At 62.4% G+C, this 18550-nt stretch carries 19 protein-coding genes; 12 read left to right on the forward strand and 7 right to left on the reverse strand.

All coding sequences use genetic code 11. The features are described 5' to 3' along the window. Positions 1-19: 19 nt before the first annotated feature. The 6 genes from rfbC to LZ496_RS00745 all read left to right on the forward strand — a co-directional run bounded on the left by rfbC (position 20) and on the right by LZ496_RS00745 (position 6303). The gene (rfbC, locus tag LZ496_RS00720) at positions 20-586 is read left to right on the forward strand and encodes a dTDP-4-dehydrorhamnose 3,5-epimerase (RefSeq protein WP_249902690.1); all 567 of its coding nucleotides are present in this window, start codon (positions 20-22) and stop codon (positions 584-586) included. Continuing rightward, positions 586-1641, forward strand: a complete 1056-nt coding sequence (rfbB, locus tag LZ496_RS00725) for a dTDP-glucose 4,6-dehydratase (protein ID WP_249902691.1) — start codon at positions 586-588, stop codon at positions 1639-1641. Before rfbC ends, rfbB begins: the two co-directional genes overlap by 1 nt. 11 nt (positions 1642-1652) lie before the next feature. After that, complete coding sequence (gene rfbD / locus LZ496_RS00730) at positions 1653-2567, forward strand: dTDP-4-dehydrorhamnose reductase (protein ID WP_249902692.1); 915 nt, start codon at positions 1653-1655, stop codon at positions 2565-2567. Then, on the forward strand, positions 2564-3433 hold the full coding sequence (gene rfbA / locus LZ496_RS00735) for a glucose-1-phosphate thymidylyltransferase RfbA (protein WP_249902693.1): 870 nt from the start codon (positions 2564-2566) through the stop codon (positions 3431-3433). Before rfbD ends, rfbA begins: the two co-directional genes overlap by 4 nt. Positions 3434-3916: 483 nt before the next feature. Then, positions 3917-5104 (forward strand): capsular polysaccharide export protein, LipB/KpsS family, encoded by a 1188-nt coding sequence (locus LZ496_RS00740; RefSeq protein WP_249902694.1) that lies wholly within the window; start codon positions 3917-3919, stop codon positions 5102-5104. 104 nt (positions 5105-5208) lie between these two features. Next, a complete protein-coding gene (locus LZ496_RS00745; RefSeq protein WP_249902695.1) occupies positions 5209-6303 on the forward strand; it encodes a capsule biosynthesis protein in 1095 nt (364 codons plus the stop codon). Between the two features lie 3 nt (positions 6304-6306). Here the strand turns inward: LZ496_RS00745 and LZ496_RS00750 are convergent, their stop codons facing one another. Next, positions 6307-6783 (reverse strand): aminoacyl-tRNA deacylase, encoded by a 477-nt coding sequence (locus tag LZ496_RS00750; RefSeq protein ID WP_249902696.1) that lies wholly within the window; start codon positions 6781-6783, stop codon positions 6307-6309. 54 nt (positions 6784-6837) lie between these two features. Then, a complete protein-coding gene (locus LZ496_RS00755) occupies positions 6838-7983 on the reverse strand; it encodes an acyl-CoA dehydrogenase family protein (RefSeq protein WP_249902697.1) in 1146 nt (381 codons plus the stop codon). A 205-nt stretch (positions 7984-8188) separates the two neighbouring features. Between LZ496_RS00755 and LZ496_RS00760 the strand changes: the two genes are divergently transcribed. The 3 genes from LZ496_RS00760 to amaB are packed head-to-tail and all read left to right on the forward strand — an operon-like array spanning position 8189 to position 11888. Continuing rightward, positions 8189-9274, forward strand: a complete 1086-nt coding sequence (locus LZ496_RS00760; protein ID WP_249902698.1) for a CaiB/BaiF CoA transferase family protein — start codon at positions 8189-8191, stop codon at positions 9272-9274. Then, positions 9274-10428, forward strand: a complete 1155-nt coding sequence (locus tag LZ496_RS00765; RefSeq protein WP_249902699.1) for an aminotransferase — start codon at positions 9274-9276, stop codon at positions 10426-10428. Before LZ496_RS00760 ends, LZ496_RS00765 begins: the two co-directional genes overlap by 1 nt. Continuing rightward, positions 10425-11888, forward strand: a complete 1464-nt coding sequence (gene amaB, locus LZ496_RS00770; RefSeq protein ID WP_249902700.1) for an L-piperidine-6-carboxylate dehydrogenase — start codon at positions 10425-10427, stop codon at positions 11886-11888. The genes LZ496_RS00765 and amaB overlap by 4 nt, the downstream gene beginning before the upstream one ends. 149 nt (positions 11889-12037) lie before the next feature. Here amaB and LZ496_RS00775 read toward each other — a convergent pair whose 3' ends face one another. Both LZ496_RS00775 and LZ496_RS00780 read right to left on the reverse strand, forming a co-directional pair. Then, positions 12038-12883, reverse strand: coding sequence for an EAL domain-containing protein (locus LZ496_RS00775; RefSeq protein WP_249902701.1), 846 nt, complete (start codon positions 12881-12883; stop codon positions 12038-12040). Beyond that, a complete protein-coding gene (locus LZ496_RS00780; protein ID WP_249902702.1) occupies positions 12880-13269 on the reverse strand; it encodes a response regulator in 390 nt (129 codons plus the stop codon). Before LZ496_RS00780 ends, LZ496_RS00775 begins: the two co-directional genes overlap by 4 nt. Before the next feature lie 147 nt (positions 13270-13416). Between LZ496_RS00780 and LZ496_RS00785 the strand changes: the two genes are divergently transcribed. Continuing rightward, positions 13417-14121, forward strand: coding sequence for a PilZ domain-containing protein (locus tag LZ496_RS00785; RefSeq protein ID WP_249902703.1), 705 nt, complete (start codon positions 13417-13419; stop codon positions 14119-14121). 63 nt (positions 14122-14184) lie between these two features. Further along, positions 14185-14733, forward strand: a complete 549-nt coding sequence (msrA, locus tag LZ496_RS00790; RefSeq protein ID WP_249902704.1) for a peptide-methionine (S)-S-oxide reductase MsrA — start codon at positions 14185-14187, stop codon at positions 14731-14733. 28 nt (positions 14734-14761) lie between these two features. Here msrA and LZ496_RS00795 read toward each other — a convergent pair whose 3' ends face one another. Then, positions 14762-15358: a hypothetical protein gene (locus LZ496_RS00795; protein WP_249902705.1), complete on the reverse strand. Its 597-nt coding sequence runs from the start codon at positions 15356-15358 to the stop codon at positions 14762-14764. Between the two features lie 112 nt (positions 15359-15470). Next, positions 15471-16400 (reverse strand): L-threonylcarbamoyladenylate synthase, encoded by a 930-nt coding sequence (locus LZ496_RS00800; protein ID WP_249902706.1) that lies wholly within the window; start codon positions 16398-16400, stop codon positions 15471-15473. 46 nt (positions 16401-16446) lie between these two features. Here LZ496_RS00800 and LZ496_RS00805 point away from each other — a divergent pair, with 46 nt between their 5' ends. Then, on the forward strand, positions 16447-18105 hold the full coding sequence (locus LZ496_RS00805; RefSeq protein WP_249902707.1) for an acyl-CoA dehydrogenase family protein: 1659 nt from the start codon (positions 16447-16449) through the stop codon (positions 18103-18105). On the opposite strand, the gene LZ496_RS00810 is transcribed toward LZ496_RS00805, so the two are convergent. Continuing rightward, positions 18102-18452, reverse strand: a complete 351-nt coding sequence (locus tag LZ496_RS00810; RefSeq protein WP_249902708.1) for a GntR family transcriptional regulator — start codon at positions 18450-18452, stop codon at positions 18102-18104. The two genes, LZ496_RS00805 and LZ496_RS00810, sit on opposite strands and share 4 nt — an antisense overlap. Positions 18453-18550: the final 98 nt, after the last annotated feature.

Here is an 18550-nt window from a genome sequence, read left to right on the forward strand (position 1 = left end):
AGTCAATTCAGGGTAAGGTATGGAATTCCGTTCGTTCGACATTCAAGGTCCAGTTGAGATCGTACCAAGGAAGATCGAAGACAGCCGGGGGTATTTTTCGGAAATCTTTCGGGTGGAGCCTTTTGCTGTCCATGCCGGAAAGGTCGAATTTGTTCAGGACAACCAATCGCTGAGCGTGCGGCCGGGCACAATTCGGGGCATTCACTTCCAAACCGAGCCCGCAGCACAGGGAAAACTTGTTCGATGCCTGTCCGGCAGCGTGCTGGACGTGGCGGTGGATTTGCGCAAGGATTCGCCGAGCTACGGGCGCTGGATAGCCGTGACCCTTAACCCCGACACCAATAACCAGCTGTGGATCCCGGTCGGATTCGGCCATGCCTTCTGCACGCTGGAGCCAAATTCAGTGATCAGCTACCGGGTCACGAACTACTATAGCCCGGATCATGACAAGGGCGTGGCCTGGGACGATTCCGACATCGGGATCGACTGGCCCGCGATAGCCGATCCAGAAACCCTATCCGCGAAGGATCGAGTCCAACCCAAACTGGCCGATCTAGAAGCCTATTTTCCGGTGGAAGGCCATTGATGCGAATTATTGTAACCGGCGGCGCGGGCTTCATCGGCTCGGCGCTCGTCAGACATTTGGTGCTCGAAAAGGGCTATGACGTCCTCAATATCGACGCACTTACTTACGCTGGAAACCTGGCGTCGCTGCGCCAGGTGGAGGGCCGCGAGAATTACAGTTTCCTGCATGCAAACATCTGTGACCGGGAAGCGATTGAGAGCGCCGTTTCCGGTTTCCGGCCGGATCGGATCATGCACCTGGCCGCCGAAAGCCATGTCGACCGCTCGATCACTGGCGCGGCCGATTTCATCCAGACGAACGTCGTGGGAACTTTCACCCTGCTGGAGGCCGCCCGCCGCTACTGGGGGGCACTCGAGCCGTCAGGCCGGGATGCGTTCCGGTTCCTCCATGTATCAACTGACGAGGTCTATGGCTCGCTTGGCGATGAAGGTCTGTTCCACGAGGACACGCCATACGATCCAAGCTCGCCCTATTCGGCGTCGAAGGCCTCGTCCGACCATCTCGCCAAGGCGTGGCACCGCACGTACGGCCTGCCGATCGTCGTTTCGAACTGCTCCAACAATTACGGGCCTTATCATTTCCCCGAAAAGCTGATCCCGCTGACGATCCTCAACGCGCTCGAGGGCAAGCAGCTGCCGGTCTATGGCAAGGGCGAGAATGTTCGCGATTGGCTATACGTCGAAGACCATGCGCGAGCACTCGACCTGATCATCGAACGCGGGCGCCCTGGAGAGACTTACAATGTCGGCGGCCGCAACGAGCGGCGCAACATCGACGTTGTTCGGAGCATCTGCGCAGTTCTCGATCGTGCCGTGCCGGTCGAGCTACCGCGCGAGAGCCTGATAGAGTTCGTCACCGACCGGCCAGGGCACGACGCGCGCTACGCGATCGACGCCACTAAGCTCGAGGATGAGCTGGGCTGGCGGGCCAAAGAGGACTTCGACAGCGGGATCGAGAAGACCGTCCAATGGTATCTCGATAATGAATGGTGGTGGCAGCCGCTCCGTTCCGGCTATGGCGGCGAACGCCTCGGCCTGATCAAAGCAACGGCTTAGTGAGCTCAGCCATGCGGATTGTCGCCACCGGACGCGATGGGCAAGTCGTAACATCGCTTAGGGAACGCGCAGAGGCCGCGGGCCACGAACTCATCGCCTTGGGCCGTCCGGAACTCGACCTGGCCGGCAATTCGGCCGCAATCATTCGGGCGATCGTCGAAGCGCGGCCGGATGTGGTCATATCTGCTGCGGCTTATACCGCCGTTGACAAGGCGGAAAGCGAGCCAGCTCTTGCCCGCGCCGTCAACGTCCAGGGTCCTACGGCCGTGGCTGAGGCGGCGCGACTGCTCGATGTGCCACTTCTCCACCTTTCGACCGACTATGTGTTCGACGGAACCAAGCCTTCACCATATTGCGAGTCCGATCCAACAAATCCGGCCGGGGTCTATGGGCAGACGAAGCGCGATGGCGAGGAAGCGGTTCTATCCGCGCACGACAATGTCGCGATCCTGAGAACCGCCTGGGTCTACAGCCCGTTTGGCAGCAATTTCGTCAGGACGATGCTGCGACTGGCCGCGGACCGAGAAGAGGTTGGGGTGGTGGCTGACCAGTTCGGCAATCCGACCAGCGCGCTGGATATTGCCGACGGGCTGCTTGCGGTCGCGCACAACCTGCGCGCTTCTGCCAATCCAGCCATGCGGGGCATTTTTCACATGGCCGGTTGCGGGTCGGCCAGTTGGGCAGACTTCGCTACAGCCATCTTCGAAGCATCGGCCTCCGCTCGAGGCCCGACCGCTCGCGTCCGCCCGATCGAGACGAAGGATTATCCTACGCCTGCTCGCAGACCCTCCAATTCCCAGCTGGACTGCACCAAGCTCGATCGGCTCCATGGAGTGCGGCTTCCAGATTGGCGTGGCTCGACAGAAGGCGTTGTCATTCGGCTGGTTGCACCTGCCGGCCAAACACAAGGATCGTTGATCAGATGAAGGGTATCATTCTTGCCGGCGGCAGTGGCACTCGCCTGTTTCCGATGACGATCGCTGTCTCGAAGCAGCTCATGCCGGTCTACGACAAGCCGATGATTTATTATCCGCTGTCGACGCTGATGCTGGCGGAGATTCGCGACGTCCTGGTCATTACTACGCCTCATGACGCGGCCGGGTTCAGCCATCTACTCGGCGATGGATCGCAATGGGGAATGAACATCAGCTATGCCGTCCAGCCCGAGCCAAAGGGGCTCGCACAGGCCTTCACCATTGGTGCAGATTTCGTTGCCGGTGGTCCATCGTGTCTCGTGCTCGGCGACAATATCTTCTTTGGGCACGGCATGCCGGAACTGATGCAACGCGCGCGTCAGCGGGATCTCGGGGCAACCGTGTTCGCATATCATGTGGCCGATCCCGAACGATATGGCGTGGTCGCATTCGATTCCGACATGCGCGCATCGAGCATCGAGGAGAAGCCGAAACAGCCGCAGTCCAATTGGGCGGTAACCGGGCTTTATTTCTACGACGAGCAGGTGGTCGACATTGCCGCCAATATCGAGCCGTCAGATCGCGGCGAGTATGAGATCACCGACGTCAACCGGGCTTATCTTGAGCGGGGTCAAATGCACGTAGAATTGATGGGCCGGGGTTTCGCTTGGCTCGACACTGGAACTCCGGATAGCCTGCTGGACGCTGCAGAGTTCGTCGGTACTCTCGAAAAGCGGCAGGGGATGAAGATCGCTTGTCCTGAGGAGATTGCGTGGCGGCAAGGCTTCATCGACGACCGCGGACTTGAACGCGCCGTCGAGCGGCTGGGCAAGGGCGAATATGCGTCCTACCTGCGCAATCTTCCCAAGATGGGCTAGTACGGCGCTCGGGTGGGGACATGAACAATGCCGTTGCTGCGTATCCCGCCATTCCCTGGTTCCTCGCCGCGACCCTTTGCGGTTCCATCGGGCTCGCCCTCAACAATTGACGATGCGGCGCTGGAGCGGCTCATCGAGCTACTAAGGCTTTCGCGTTCAGCTGGCGATTTTTGGGGCCACCAGCCACCGCTGACTGACCAGCCCTATATCTTGGTGCGAACAAGGACTGCCTTAACAAATGCGGATCTGGCCGCTTACTTGCCGGACGTTCCAATCGTTGCTTGGGATTCGCCGATCATTGGCGATAGCAGGCAATCTCACTCTGTTTCCGGTAGCTGTGACCCTTGGCACCTCGTTGAAGGAGCCGTTGAGGTAATCGCCGAGGCTGATGATGAGCTCGTGCTGATCGCTGCGATCCTGGGCAAAAAAGTTCGATGCGTGGGTGATGGACCATTCGCAGCCGTTGCTCAGGGTCGCGCGGGCTTGCTTAAGAATCTGCGAGGATCCTGTTTGGCGGGCTGCACCTACCTGGACCCTTTCACCGGGGAGCCAATCGAGCTTACGGCAGCGATCGAAATTTCCTCATTCTGGCGACGCCTGATCGACAGCAATCGACCGATCAAGGCAGCCGTTGGTTTTGCCAACTGGAAAAAGTCGACAGTGGCGCCATTGCTGTGGGCGGGTCTGGGGCCGGTACCATTTTCGTCGAGGCCGGTTCGGATTCAAGAAGGTGCCGAAGTTGCCGCCTGGAAATCGCGAGTATCGCAACGCCAACTCGACGACCTCGCCGAGCAAGGTGTCAAGTTGGTCGAGGTGGAGGACGGCTTCATTCGATCGATCGGTCTCGGCGCCGATTGCGTCCCGCCGCTGTCCATCGTCGTGGATCGGGTCGGCATCTATTTCGATCCGCAACAGCCCAGTGAGCTGGAGGAACTGCTCGAAAAAGGAATTTTGACGGAAGGGATGCTGGATCGCGCGCGTAGCCTCCGGCAAATCGTCGTCACATCCGGCATCAGCAAGTACCAGACCGGAATGAGTGTCCGTGCAGCTCAACAGCGGGACCGCAGTCACCTGCTGGTTATCGGGCAGGTTGAGGATGATCGCTCGGTCCGCTGCGGCGGTGGTCCAGTCCAGTCCAATCTCGAACTGCTTCGCCGAGTGCGGAAGGAAGCCCCGGACGCGATCATCCGCTACCGGCCCCACCCCGACGTCCAGGCCGGTCATCGGGTTGGTGCGATTGCCGAAGAGCAATTGGCCGGGCTTGCCGACGAAGTCGTAGCTTCAGGCACGATTTCGGAAGCGATTTACGCGGCCGACGAGGTCCATGTGAACACTTCACTTGCCGGTTTCGAGGCGCTGCTTCGAGGAAAGCCGGTGACGACCTACGGCGTTCCCTTTTACGCCGGATGGGGTTTGACGCGCGACCTTGGGGATGTGCCTTCCCGTCGTACGGCCAAGCGCAGTCTCGACGAATTGGTCGCAGCGACACTTCTGCTCTATCCGCGATATCTGGATCCCGTGACTGGCTTGCCCTGTCCCGCGGAAATATTGGCTCTGAGGTTGGCGGAAAACCGGGGGGAGCAAGCCAAGGGAGTGCTCGTCCGGCTCCGTCAAATGCAAGGTCGTTGGAAGCGCAGGCTGTCGGAGTTTCTGTTGCGAGTATTAAAATGACGGGGCAGCGCACTTTCCTCTTTCTGCAGGGTCCCCCGGGTCCATTATTCTATCGCCTCGGCAAGGCGCTTGCCGAGAAGGGACTGTCTGTTCATCGCATAAATTTGTGCGGCGGAGACCAACGGGATTGGCCATCAGGTGCCACTGAATTTCGCGGGCGATTTTCGGACTGGCCGGCCTTTCTGGATGAGTTTCTGAGACGGCATCGGATCACGGACCTCATCCTGTTCGGCGACTGCCGCCCGTTCCATGTTTCGGCCCATGGCATTGCGGCGCTTCGCAATGTGCGCATCCATGTGATGGAAGAAGGCTATCTTCGGCCGGACTGGATGACGCTGGAACTTGACGGCGTGAACGCGCGATCGACGCTTAGCCGCGACAAGGACTGGTTCGTTCGTGAGGCGAGCAAGCTGCCTCCGGAGCCGACACTTCCTCACATCACGGCCAGTTTCGGTCGGCGGGCGAGAGACTCCTACTGGCATTACCACCGCGTCGTCACCGGGCGGTTCCATTTCCCGCACTACAGGTCGCATCGCCAGGGTTCGATCATCAAGGAAGGTCTTGGATGGCTGTGGAAATTCCTATGGGAAGATTCTCGCCGGCGTTCCGCTGAAAGAGTCCTCGAGCGTCTCCAGGACCAGCCCAAGTTCCTGCTGCCGCTGCAGCTGTCCGGTGATTACCAGATCCGCACTCACTCGTCCTTTCCGGACATGCAGAGCGCCGCCGCCTATACGATCGCCAGCTTCGCTGCCAACGCGCCGGCGGATGTCCATCTTTTGCTCAAGGCCCACCCGCTGGATTGCAGCTTCTTCAATTGGTCGGCTTTCGTTCGGCGTCATGCTCGCCGTCATGGATTGGAGAAGCGGTTGCACTTCATTGACGGAGGAGACCTTGATAGCCTGGCCAAGGAGGCTCGCGGCCTGGTGTGCGTCAACAGTACGTCGGCGACACTCGCGCTTGCCAATAGCACGCCGGTCTGCACGATCGGCGAGGCCATCTACGATATGCCGGGCCTGACCCATCAACGTCATCTCGACCAGTTCTGGTCCGACCCGACGCCTCCCGAACCCGGCGTCTATGAGGCGTTCCGGCGTGTCCTGGTCGACCGCTGCCTCGTTCGAGGAGGGCTCGCCAGTGAGTCCGCCGTCACGGAATTGATCGGGTCGATCCTCAAGCGGCTCGAAGCCGACCCGGCGTAGCCGTCAATCCGAAGCCCAAGGCTCGCTGAACCGTCCGTGGCGGGCATTCTGGGTCAGGCGTGAGAACTCGGACCCTTGCATGTGTACGAGCGATTTGTGATCGCCGGCTTCGAAGTAGACGTCGGGCTGCTGCTCCAGCGCGTCGTCGACGATCGTCGTGACGCCGTAACCAACCGGCGGGACAGAACCCAGCTCACAGTCGCGGAACAGCTTGCCTACCTCGGCCTCGTCCGACAGGCGCGGCTTGCGGCCTAACTCGGCGCGCAGTTCGCTGAGCTCAACCCTGCGATCGGAGGGGAGCACCGCGAGAAGGCGGTCATCGTCGGCGGTATCCAGCAGGACTGCCTTGGCCAGCCGCTCGGCGGGGATGTCGCAGCTTTTGGCGGTTTCCATCGCTGAACTGGTGGGGCGATGTTCGACGATGTCATATTCCGCTTCGGTTTCGTCGAGGAACTGGCGGAGCTGGGGTGCGATGGACATTTGTGCCTCCTTCGAAGCGCTTTTTCGTCCCCCCGTTGAGTCGCCCTATACGCCTCAGCCGATCGACCTTCCAATCAGTTCGCGCATGATCTCGCTCGTCCCGCCGTAGATTCTGGCCACCCGGGCGTCGCGCCAGAGGCGGGCGATCGGATATTCGTTCATATAGCCGGCACCGCCGTGGAGCTGCAGCGCGGTGTCGCAGGCCTCCCACTGCATCTCACTGTGCCACAGCTTGGCGGCGCTGGCCTCGGCGGGTGTCAGCTTGCCCGCGACGTGGCGCGCGATCGCCCAGTCGAGATGGGCCCAGCCGACCTGCAGCCGCGCCTTCAAATCGGCCAAGGTGAAGCGGGTATTCTGGAATTCGACGACGCGTTTGCCGAACGCTTTCCGGTCCGAAGTGAATTTGACGGCCTCGTCGAATGCGCGCTGGGCGCTGGCCTGGCTCTGCACCGCGATCGACAGACGTTCCTGCGGCAATTGCTGCATCAGCATCGGGAAGCCGCCGTTTTCCGCACCGAGCAGACGATCGGCGGGGAGTTTCACCTCGTCGAAGAAGAGTTCCGACGTGTCGTTGCCGTGGAGGCCGATCTTGTCGAGGTTGCGGCCGCGGCTGAAGCCTTCGTCGCCTTCCTCGACCAGGAACAGCGAAAGGCCCTTGGCGCCGCCTTCCTCGGTCGTACGGGCGGCGACGATGACGAGGTCCGCGGCCTGGCCGTTGGTGATGTAGGTCTTGGAGCCTGACAGCTTCCAGCCATTGCCGTCCGGCCTGGCGATGGTGCGAATGCCTTGAAGATCACTGCCGGCGCCTGGCTCCGTCATGGCGATGGCGCTGATTGTGGTGCCCGCGATCATGCCCGGTAGGTAGCGCTTCTTCTGCTCCTCGCTGCCGTAGTGGACGATGTAGTCGGCGACGATGTCGGACTGGAGCGTGAAGCCGGCGGCAGATCCCATGTAGCTCAGCTCCTCGCCGACGATGGCGTTGAAGCTGAAGTCGAGACCGGGGCCGCCATAGGCCTCGGGTACCTGCGGGCAGAGCAGACCGGCAGCGCCGACCGCTTGCCATGCCTCGCGCTCGACGATGCCGTCGCGCTCATGGTCGTCGAGGCGAGGTTCGATCACATCGGCAAGGACGCGACGAACCGTATCGCGGAAGGCGTGATGGTCGTCGGTGAACAGTGGGCGGTCGGCGGCGTCGATCATCGAACCTGCTTTCTTAACTTCACTAAAGTCGCAAAAGTCTCAAGGTGAGGCGCCATTTCGTGTGACTTTAGTGACTTTAAGGATGTCGCGGAATTGCACGGAGGGCAGGGGCGCTCATCGGGGAAAGCTAACCGCAGCAAGGCGTGTAGGACAGCAATTTCGCGTAGAGACTTGCGGGCTTGGCGCTGGCCGCTAGCCTAGTTCAATGGCGGGCCCGCTTTCCGGATTGAAGATCGTCGAGATGGCGGGTCTCGGGCCCGGACCGTTCGCCGCGATGATGCTGGCGGACCATGGAGCCGAAGTGATCCGGGTCGAACGCGCCGGGATGATCGGCGTTCGAAACGATCCGCTGCTCCGCAATCGCCGCTCCATCTCCCTCGATTTGAAGCGTGATGAATGCCGCGAAGTGGTTCGCCGCCTGGCCGAGCGGGCTGATGGATTGATCGAGGGCTATCGACCGGGTGTCATGGAACGGCTGGGCCTGGGACCGGACGAGCTGCTGAAAATCAATCCCAAGCTTGTCTATGGCAGGATCACAGGCTGGGGTCAGTCGGGCCCGCTGGCGAATGAAGCTGGGCACGACATCAATTATGTTGCGATCACCGGCCTTCTGAACGGCATTGGCCCCAAGGAACGCCCGGTGGTGCCGATCAATTATCTTGGCGACTATGCCGGCGGCGGCATGATGCTGGCATTCGGGATGGTCTCTGCGCTGCTCAGCGTCCAGCGGGGCGGCGAGGGGCAGGTCATCGACTCAGCGATGAGCGACGGCGCTGCTCTGATCGGGGCGCTGACCTATGGCCTGAAGGCGGCCGGGCTCTGGCGCGAGGAGCGGGAGGCAAACCTGCTCGACGGCGGAGAGCCTGCCTACGGCATCTATCGCTGCCTCGACGGCAAATTCCTCAGCATTGGAGCGATCGAGCCTCAGTTCCGGGAGGCGCTGTTCAAGGGATTGGCGCTCGGCCAAGGCGCCAGCCACGAGGAAATTGCGACTGTGATCGCCAGCCGGTCCCGGGATGCCTGGGTAACGCATTTTGCAGGAACGGATGCCTGCGTTGCGCCGGTCCTCGACCTCGAAGAGGCACCGGTGCATCCGCATAACGTCGCTCGGCGCACTTTCCTCGATCTGGATGGCGTGTTCCAGCCGGCGCCGGCACCGCGCTACTCCGAAACCAACACCGAGCGTCCGGAGCCGCCGAGGCGGGAAGGCCAGGATGGACCCGCAATCCTCGCCAAGCTCGGCTTTGGTGCCGACGAGATCCAAGCAATCCTCAACCGCGAAGAGGCCTGATGAACCCGCTTTACCAGCAGATGGAAACCAGCGTGTTCGAGCGCATGTCGCTTGCGGCCGCGAAACATGGCGCGGTGAATTTGGGGCAGGGGTTTCCGGACTTCGGCTGGTCGCCCGAAATATTGGAGGCGGCAGCAAAGGCGGTAGTCGAAGGCTCCAACCAATATGCCCCGTCGCGCGGGCTTCCGGCGCTCCGTGAAGCGGTCGCGGCACATTATGGGCGGCATCAAGGCCTCGATCTGAGTGCGGAGAATATCTGCGTGACATCGGGCGCGACCGAGGCGCTGGCGGCGGCGATCCTGGCGACGGTCGAGCCCGGCGACGAGGTGATCATCTTCACTCCGGCCTATGACGCCTATGCGCCGCTGATCCGGAGGGCAGGGGGGTTGCCGGTCGAGGTTGCGTTGCAGCCGCCCGGCTGGAGGATCGAGCGGTCGGCGCTGGAGGCAGCCATTTCTCCCAGTACCAAGGCGATCGTCTTCAACAATCCGCATAATCCGACTGGCCGGCTGTTCGACCGGGACGAGCTGGGCGTGATTGCCGAATTTGCGGTGATCAATGAGCTGGTCGTCATCTCGGACGAGGTTTGGGAGCATATCTTGCTGGACGGGCAAGCGTTCACGCCGATTGCCGCACTCCCCGGAATGGCGAGCCGAACGCTTAAATGCGGTTCGGCCGGCAAGATATTCTCGCTGACTGGCTGGAAAATCGGCTGGCTCGCGGCGTCGACCGAGCTGGCGACCTTGGCGGCGCGCGCGCACCAGTTCCTGACCTTTGCATCCGCGCCCAACCTGCAGGCGGCCGTCGCCTATGGCCTCAACGAGGGCGATGGCTGGCTCCAGCCGATGCGCGACCATTTCGCACGGGCACGCGACCGGATGACGGCGGGCCTGGAGGCGGCGGGCTTTGCAGTGCTGCCTAGCGCCTCGACCTATTTCATGTGCGTCGACCTGGCGGCGTCGGGAATATCGCTTGACGATGAGGCCTTCGCTACCCAAGCGGTCGCCAAGGCGGGGGTTGCGGTGGTTCCGCTATCGCCCTTCGCCGAGCAAGAGGCCCCGCGCCACTTGATCCGGCTATGTTTCGCCAAGCGCGACGAGACAATCGACGCCGGAGTGGAAGCCATGGCCAGAGCCAGGAATTTGATCAGATGAGCCCAGCCGAAGAAGCCCGCGACCTGCTTTCCCAATTGGGCGTGGAGAGCGGGGGCAACCTCGAAAGCCGTTCGCCCATCGACGGCCAGGTCATCGGCAGCGTCGCGGAATCGACGTCGACCGAGGTCTCCAAGGCTTGCGAGCGAGCCCAGGCGGCCTTTTTGAAATGGCGCAATGTTCCGGCGCCCCGTCGCGGCGAACTGGTCCGCCTGATCGGGGAGGAATTGCGCGCGGCGAAGGAACCGCTGGCGCGGCTGGTTACCTTGGAAGCCGGCAAGATCGTCCAGGAGGGCCTTGGCGAGGTCCAGGAGATGGTCGACATTTGCGATTATGCCGTCGGCCTGTCCCGGCAGCTTTACGGTCTCAGCATCGCCAGCGAGCGGCCGAACCACCGGATGATCGAGCAGTGGCACCCGCTGGGCGTTGTCGGCGTGATCACGGCGTTCAATTTCCCGGTCGCGGTCTGGGCGTGGAATGCGGCGCTCGCCATCGTTTGCGGCGACCCCGTCATCTGGAAGCCGAGCGAGAAGACGCCGCTGACCGCGGCGGCGGTCATGGCCTTGGCGGAGCGGGCGCTGGAGAAATTCGGCGATGCGCCCGACGGCCTGCTGCAATGCGTGCAAGGCGGGCGCGAGGTTGGCGAAGCGCTGGTCGACAATCATCGCATTGCCTTGCTGTCGGCGACGGGATCGACGGCGATGGGGAGGGCAGTCGGCCCCCGTGTCGCGGAGCGTTTCGGCAGGTCGCTGCTGGAGCTTGGCGGCAACAATGCGATGATCGTGGCGCCGAGCGCTGACCTCAAGCTTGCCGAGCGGGCCATATTATTCTCGGCGGCGGGCACGGCGGGACAGCGATGCACCACATTGCGGCGCCTGATCGTCCATGAATCGATTGCCGACGGATTGGTGGCGCGGCTTCGCGAGCTGTTCGCGCGGGTGAAGGTTGGCGATCCGCGCGAGAAGGGGACGCTGGTGGGCCCACTGATCGACGAGGCGGCCTACGAAGGCATGCGGCGCGCTTTCCCGGAAGCGGAGCAGGTCGAAGTGGGCGAGGGAGGCCTCTATGTCCGGCCCGCGATTGTCGAGATCGATCGGCAGCAAGGGATGGTGAGGCAGGAAACCTTTGCGCCGATCCTCTATGTTCTTCGCTATCGCGAATTCGAGGAAGCGATCGAACTTAATAATGATGTTGTTCAAGGCCTTAGTTCGTCGATTTTCACAAATGACATGAAGGAAGCGGAGCGCTTCGTCACGGCAGCGGGATCGGATTGCGGCATCGCCAACGTCAATATCGGCACCTCGGGCGCCGAGATCGGCGGGGCATTCGGTGGCGAGAAGGAGACGGGCGGCGGGCGCGAGAGCGGTTCCGACAGCTGGCGCGCCTATATGCGGCGGTCGACCAATACCATCAATTACGGTGACGATTTGCCGCTGGCGCAGGGCATCGAATTCGGCGTCTGAGTGGCGTCGCCATTCTTGCTGCCCGTTCGTCCTGAGGAGCCGGTGAGCCTGTCGAACCGGCGTCTCGAAGGACACCCGATCCTTCGAGACGGCCCTTCGATGCGCTTCGCTTACTCAGGGCCTCCTCAGGACGAACGGTTGATAACCAATCAGCCCATGTAGCGGCGCGGAATCCTTAGAGGCAGTTGCGGCTGTTCGCCGATAATCATGTGCCAGCGCTCCTCGAAGCGGTCGAGCCACGGAATGAGGTCTTCGGGCTTGAGCGGCTGGGCCACGAAATAGCCCTGCGCGACGTCGCAGCCGAGGTCGCGCAGCAGTTTCAGCTGATCCTCGGTCTCGACCCCTTCGGCAGTGACGGTGAGGCCGAGGCCGTGGGCAAGTTCGATGATGCTTTTGACGATCAGGGCGCTGTCGGCCGAGGTCGGCGCATCCTCGACGAAGAAGCGGTCGATCTTGAGTTCCGTGAACGGAAGTTGCCGGAGCTGCATCAGGGTCGAATAGCCGACCCCGAAATCGTCGATGGCAAGGCCAATGCCCTTGATGCGGAAGCGGGTTAGCGTGTCCATCAGCTTGATGAGCGGCTGGGTCGCGCCCTCCGTCAGTTCCAGCACCAGGCGATCGGTCGGTACGTCCAGGGCCGTGCACATCCGCTCGACAAGGTCGGGAAAGTCCAGCTGATCGAGGCTGAGCGCGGAAATATTGAAGGCGAGACAGGTATCGATGCCCTGTTCGACCCAGCTGAGCCACTGGCGGAGGGTGGTTCTCAACCCCCACTGCGTCATCTGGTCGATGAGGCCATGCTTCTCGGCCAATGGAACGAAGCGGGAGGGCGGGATCGTGCCCAATTCGGGGTCGTCCCACCGAACCAGCGCCTCGACGCGGCGGAGGCGGCCGTCGGACAGCGATATCTTCGGCTGATAGACCATGTGCAACCGGCCGTTGATCAGCGCCCGCTCGAGCCCATCGAGCATTCCGATATCCGCCTGGGCAATCATGGCACCAGCGATGGCCTGACCTTCGTCAAAATTTCCTCGAGCTCCTCAAGTCGGGCGGGCTTTTCCAACGGGCCGACCATCTGCAATCCCATGGCTTCGCCGAGCCGAAACGCGCTTTCGAGTACCCTGCGATCGAAACCGGAAATGATCAGGACCGGATCCTTGAACCCTTCGTCGGCAATGAAGCGGAGGAGCTGGACGCCGTCCATTCCAGGCATTCCAAGGTCGAGGACAACCATCTGGGGACGGGATTCGAGGAAGGAGTCGCGAAACTGCTGGTCATGTTCGGCGATGATCGGCTCAAAGCCGCACATGTCGGCGGCCTTGGCGACGAATGCGGCCAGCGCCGGTTCGTCATCGATCAACAACAGCCTCGGCAACGGCATTTTTGGCCAGCTCTCCCACTTTGCCCCTTACCGGAACCTATCATTCAAGGATACGGGCCGGTCAAACGCGCGAAACCTGATTTTAACCCAAATACATATATTGTCTCACTTTGGCGCGAAATTCATTCGCTTTGGGAGAGCCCAGGCATGTTCGGATCACTCATCCGGCGTAAACAGACGAAGCTTCCGCTCGGTGAGGATGGGGTCGTGTTCGAGTCGACCACCTTTTCGCTGAGCACGGCCGTGCCGCGGCCGACGGAACGGCGCACCGACGAACGTCTGATCGCCATGCTGCGGGTGGCAAAGCTGACGGATGCGCGGGGCCAGAACCAGTTGATCCGAGTCCGCAATGTTTCCGCCGGTGGTTTGATGGCGGAAGTCGGCCATCCCGTGGAGGTTGGCGACGTCGTCGAGATCGAGCTTTCTTCCCAGCAGGTTCCGTCGACCGTGGTGTGGATCCGCGAAGGCACCGCAGGGTTCAAGTTCGACCAGAATATCGACCTTGGCGAGCTTCTGGCCGGTCGCAAGCCCCGCCACGGCTTCCGCCCGCGCCCGCCGCGGCTGGAGGTCAATTGCAAGGCCAATGTGAAGGTCGAGAGCAATTACTACACGGTAGAGGTCCACGACATTTCGCTGGGCGGAATGAAGGTCGAGCCGATCGAGGAATATTGCCTGGGCAAAAAGGTCGTGGTGGTCGTCGAAAGCCTGCGCCCGATCCGTGGCGAGGTGCGCTGGTTCTCCGACCGCAAGGCGGGCATCGTGTTCGAACAACCGCTGAAGTTCGAGGAACTTGCCGAATGGATCGCGACGCGGCTCGAGGTTGCGACCTTGAAAGCCAGCACGAAGGGCTGAGGCCCTTCAATAGTATCGCGGCCGTTCTTATTTATCCGTCCAATACAATGGAAGGATAAGGAAATGGCCGATCAAGTCGCGGTTCTGGCGGGCGGATGCTTCTGGTGCACGGAGGCCGTGTTCCTCGACGTCGTCGGCGTGAAATCGGTCGAAAGCGGCTATACGGGCGGGCAGACCGTCAATCCGACCTACAAGCAGGTTTGCGGCGGCGACACCGGGCATGCCGAGGCGATCCGCATCACCTATGACGCCGACGTGTTGAGCTATGGCGACCTGCTCGACATCTTCTTCGCAATCCACGACCCGACCCAGCTCAATCGGCAGGGAGGCGACATCGGAACCCAATATCGCTCCGCTATCTTCCCGCAGGACGAAGTGCAGCGGGAGGAGGCCATCGCGGCGATCGAGCGCGCCAACCAGCAGAATGACGGCAAGGTGGTGACCACGATCGAGCCCAAGGCCGAATGGTATCCGGCGGAGGATTATCACCAGGATTATTGGGCCGGCGAAGGGCAGAGCAACGCCTATTGCGTCGCCGTCATCCCGCCGAAGCTGGCGAAGCTCCGGAAGAGCTTCCAGAACCGGGTGAAGAGCGAGGGGGCGAACGCCTGACCGGCATTCGCCCCGCTAACTCAAAACTTTAGCGTTGCGGGGACCCGGCTGCACTTGCGGGAGCCTCGGTGGTGGTCGGAGTATCCGCCGCGACAGGAGCTGCGACCGGCATAGTTGCCGGAGCCGGAGCAGCCGCCGCGCGCCGGTCGACCTCGGCCTTCAGCGCCGTGAAGAATGTGTCGTAGGGCTCGGCGACCGTCACCAGCTTGCCGTCGCTAAAGGCCGTGCCGAACAGGCCGCGCTGCTTCGATTCCGTGACGTGCAGGTTGAGCCGCACCAGCGACTGGCCAGCGCCATATTCCTCGATGAGGAGCGACGCCTTCTGCGTCAGCTTCTTTTTCCCGAATCCCCAGAGGATATTATAGAAAATCTTGCCCTTGGCTTCGGTCTGGCCGCTGATCGTGCCGGCGTCCTTGCTGGCGGTGATGTCGACATAACCCAGCGATTGTAGGGCGGCGATCGATGCGGAAAAGGCCGTGTTCACCGGCACCGCATAGCTTTCCGATTGCGCCTCGGACAGCTGGGCCGGCGTCAGCTCAGGCGGTTTCTGCTCGGCCATTGCCGGTGCGGCAAAGCTGGTGGTGCCGACGGCAAGCGCTGCCGCCATCAAGATATTGCGATTCAATTTATTCCCCCATGTACGAACAGGCGAAACTAGCCTGTTGTGATGAGCCTAGGTTGGGCGTTCGTCAGCCGCAATATTAAATCACCAGGGATTTTATCGTGACGTCAGCCGCTTAGGGCCGGGGCGCCGCAGCCCTTTTCAGCCGGTCGCGGATGGCGGCGGCGATGCCGTCGCCGGGGACGGGGGCGATGGCAATGCGCTGGGCCGGTGAAGCGTCGGCTTTATGGAGCAGGTCGAACAGCCGTGCCGCGGCCTCGACCGGGTCTCCCGTTTCGCTGAGCGACACGTCGCCGGAAACGGGGCCGAAGCCGATCAGATATTCGCCGTCCTCCGCGCCTGTCGCATCGAGGCGGAGCGGTTTCTTCGGTGCGTAGTGGCTGGCGAGCTGGCCCGGTGCCTCGATCGCCGAGGCGCGCTTCACTTCGATCGCATCGATTTCGATCGGACCTCTTCGAAGGAGGCGAAGCCGCCCGTCCGTCGCGGCGATGATGGTCGATTCAATACCCCGCTGCGTCGCGCCGCCGTCGATCACCAGCGGGATCCGGCCTTTCAGGGAAGCGAGTACGTGGCTGGCCCTGGTCGGGCTGATAAGGCCGCTGGCATTGGCGGACGGCGCGGCCAGCGGCCGGTCGCAGGCCTTGAGCAGCGCCTGCATCGCCGGGTGGGCGGGGATGCGCAGGGCGATTGTCTCGAGCCCGGCGGTAACGATGCCCGGGATCGCTGCGCCCTTCACCAGGGGGACGACCAGGGTCAGTGGGCCCGGCCAATATTTGTTCGCGAGCTTGCGGGCTTCGCCGTCGAAACGCCCAATGCGCTCGGCCGCTTCAAGATCGGGGACATGGACGATCAGGGGATTGAACCGCGGACGGCCCTTGGCGGCGTAGATGCGCGCAACGGCGTCCGCATTGGTCGCGTCGGCGGCGAGGCCGTACACCGTCTCCGTGGGAACGGCCACAAGCTCGCCGGCCAGTACCAGGCGCGCGGCTTCGGCGATGGCTTCATCGCTCAGCGGCATGACGCGCGTGTCGGCTGGCCCACTCATTGTCTGCCCGCTATAGGCCCTTCGCACCATCTTCAAGGACCTCGAAATGAGTTTTATTGCCCCGGTTTCGGATCAACGCCTGACGCTTAACGCAGTCGTCGGGATCGGCGAACTCGAAGGCGGGCCAGATGCAGAGATGGTGGATGCGGTGCTCGAGGGCGCCGCTGCACTCGCGGAAGGCGAATTCGCACCGCTTGCAAGCATCGGCGATACGGTCGGCGCTCGGTGGGACAATGGCAGGGTTACAATGCCGGCCGGCTTCAAGGCTGCGTGGCAATCCTTCGTCGAGGGCGGCTGGATGACGCTTGCGGCGCATGAGGAGCATGGCGGGCAGGGCCTGCCGCATTCCATGTCCGCTGCCCTCATGGACAATCTCAACGCCGCGAACCTGGGGTTTGCGCTCTGCCCGATGCTGTCGATGGGCGCCATCGAAGCGATCGCGCAGCACGGTTCGGACGAGCTGAAGCGCGATTATCTGCCGAAGATCGTCAGCGGCGAATGGCCGGCGACGATGAACCTGACCGAGCCCGCGGCAGGGAGCGATGTCGGCGCGCTCAAGACCAAGGCCGAGGCGGTCGGCGATGGCAGCTGGCGTATCAAGGGCACGAAGATATTCATCACCTATGGCGAACATGATCTGAGCGACCAGATCATCCACCTGGTGCTGGCCCGTACTGCTGGAGCCCCGGAAGGGACACGCGGCATTTCGCTGTTCCTGGTTCCCAAACTGATGCCGGACGGTTCGGCGAACGATGTTCGCTGCGTCTCGATCGAACATAAGCTTGGCATCCACGCCTCGCCGACCTGCGTCATGAGCTATGGCGACCATGAGGGCGCGATCGGCTGGCTGGTCGGGCCGGAGTTGGGCGGAATGGCGGCGATGTTCACGATGATGAACAATGCGCGGCTGAATGTCGGTCTGCAGGGCGTCGGCATTGCCGAACGCGCGACGCAGCGCGCTGTTGCCTATGCGCTGGAGCGCAAGCAGGGGCTGCGCAACCGCCTGCCGGTTCCGATCGCCGAGCATCCCGACGTCCGGCGAATGCTGCTTCGCATGCGGGCGCTCACCATGGGAGCGCGGGCGCTGCTTTATTATGCATTCGGGCAGGTCGACCGGGCGGCACGGGGCGATGGTGCCGCGGCGCTTCGTGCAGAGGTCCTGACCCCGCTGGCCAAGGCCTGGGGAACCGATGTCGGCTGCGAAGTAGCCAGCCTCGGCATCCAGGTACATGGCGGCATGGGCTATATCGAGGAGACCGGCGCGGCCCAGCATCTGCGCGATGCCCGGATCGCACCGATTTACGAGGGCACCAACGGCATCCAGGCGGCCGACCTCGTGGGCCGGAAGCTGGGTCTGGACGGCGGCCTGGCGTTCGACGGGCTGATTGCCGACGTTCGCGACGAAACCCGGGACGCGCGGCTGGTTGCGCTGGCCGATGCGGTCGAAGTTGCAGCCACCACCCTGCGCGAATCCGCGCCGGACGACCGGCTGGCGGGAAGCTATCCCTTCCTTACCATGACGTCGGTGATGGTGGCCGGATGGCTGGTCGAACGAATGGCGCGGTCGGAGGGTGCGGATGCCCGCACCAAGGCCGCCACCGATTTCTTCGTGGCGACGATCGTTCCGGAAGCGCTTGGACTAGGCGCGGCTGCCGAGGCAGGCGCGGCGTTGCTTTACGAGGTTCCGGCGGAAGCCCTGGCCTAGGCGCTTTGCATCAGTTCGGCCGGGTCGATTCCCAGCCGGGCCATGCGATCGCGGATCAAGGGCCATTCACTGGTGATGAATGCCTGACGCTCGCTGGTGCGAAGGCGCGCGGCCGCGCCTGATGCCACGAACATGCCGACCCCGCGCTTCACCACAATCAGTCCTTCGTCCTGGAAGCCCTGATAGGCCTTAGCGACGGTGAGCGGATTGGCGCCCTGTTCGGCGGCTAGCGCACGGACAGAGGGAAGCGGGTCTCCATCGCCGTACCTGCCGGCCAGAATGGCATCGGCAATCACCTCGCGAAGGCGGACGTACACGGGTTTTTCGTGGGAGCTTCTGAGCGTCATGCTGTTACAATACAGCAAAGCGCAAGGAGTTCAAGGATTTCCATCGTCATTGCGAGAAGCAAAAGCGACGAAGCAATCCAAATGCGGGCGGTTGGATT

Origin of the sequence: Sphingomonas caseinilytica (assembly GCF_023516455.1) — a bacterium.
Lineage (GTDB): Bacteria > Pseudomonadota > Alphaproteobacteria > Sphingomonadales > Sphingomonadaceae > Sphingomicrobium > Sphingomicrobium caseinilyticum.

Excerpts from the sequence above, each read along its gene's own strand:
- rfbC (WP_249902690.1), top strand. The coding sequence starts at position 20 with ATGGAATTCCGTTCGTTCGACATTCAAGGTCCAGTTGAGATCGTACCA.
- rfbB (WP_249902691.1), top strand. The coding sequence starts at position 586 with ATGCGAATTATTGTAACCGGCGGCGCGGGCTTCATCGGCTCGGCGCTC.
- rfbD (WP_249902692.1), top strand. The coding sequence starts at position 1,653 with ATGCGGATTGTCGCCACCGGACGCGATGGGCAAGTCGTAACATCGCTT.
- rfbA (WP_249902693.1), top strand. The coding sequence starts at position 2,564 with ATGAAGGGTATCATTCTTGCCGGCGGCAGTGGCACTCGCCTGTTTCCG.
- LZ496_RS00750 (WP_249902696.1), bottom strand. The coding sequence starts at position 6,783 with ATGTCCATCGCACCCCAGCTCCGCCAGTTCCTCGACGAAACCGAAGCG.
- LZ496_RS00755 (WP_249902697.1), bottom strand. The coding sequence starts at position 7,983 with ATGATCGACGCCGCCGACCGCCCACTGTTCACCGACGACCATCACGCC.
- LZ496_RS00760 (WP_249902698.1), top strand. The coding sequence starts at position 8,189 with ATGGCGGGCCCGCTTTCCGGATTGAAGATCGTCGAGATGGCGGGTCTC.
- LZ496_RS00765 (WP_249902699.1), top strand. The coding sequence starts at position 9,274 with ATGAACCCGCTTTACCAGCAGATGGAAACCAGCGTGTTCGAGCGCATG.
- amaB (WP_249902700.1), top strand. The coding sequence starts at position 10,425 with ATGAGCCCAGCCGAAGAAGCCCGCGACCTGCTTTCCCAATTGGGCGTG.
- LZ496_RS00775 (WP_249902701.1), bottom strand. The coding sequence starts at position 12,883 with ATGATTGCCCAGGCGGATATCGGAATGCTCGATGGGCTCGAGCGGGCG.
- LZ496_RS00780 (WP_249902702.1), bottom strand. The coding sequence starts at position 13,269 with ATGCCGTTGCCGAGGCTGTTGTTGATCGATGACGAACCGGCGCTGGCC.
- LZ496_RS00785 (WP_249902703.1), top strand. The coding sequence starts at position 13,417 with ATGTTCGGATCACTCATCCGGCGTAAACAGACGAAGCTTCCGCTCGGT.
- msrA (WP_249902704.1), top strand. The coding sequence starts at position 14,185 with ATGGCCGATCAAGTCGCGGTTCTGGCGGGCGGATGCTTCTGGTGCACG.
- LZ496_RS00800 (WP_249902706.1), bottom strand. The coding sequence starts at position 16,400 with ATGAGTGGGCCAGCCGACACGCGCGTCATGCCGCTGAGCGATGAAGCC.
- LZ496_RS00805 (WP_249902707.1), top strand. The coding sequence starts at position 16,447 with ATGAGTTTTATTGCCCCGGTTTCGGATCAACGCCTGACGCTTAACGCA.
- LZ496_RS00810 (WP_249902708.1), bottom strand. The coding sequence starts at position 18,452 with ATGACGCTCAGAAGCTCCCACGAAAAACCCGTGTACGTCCGCCTTCGC.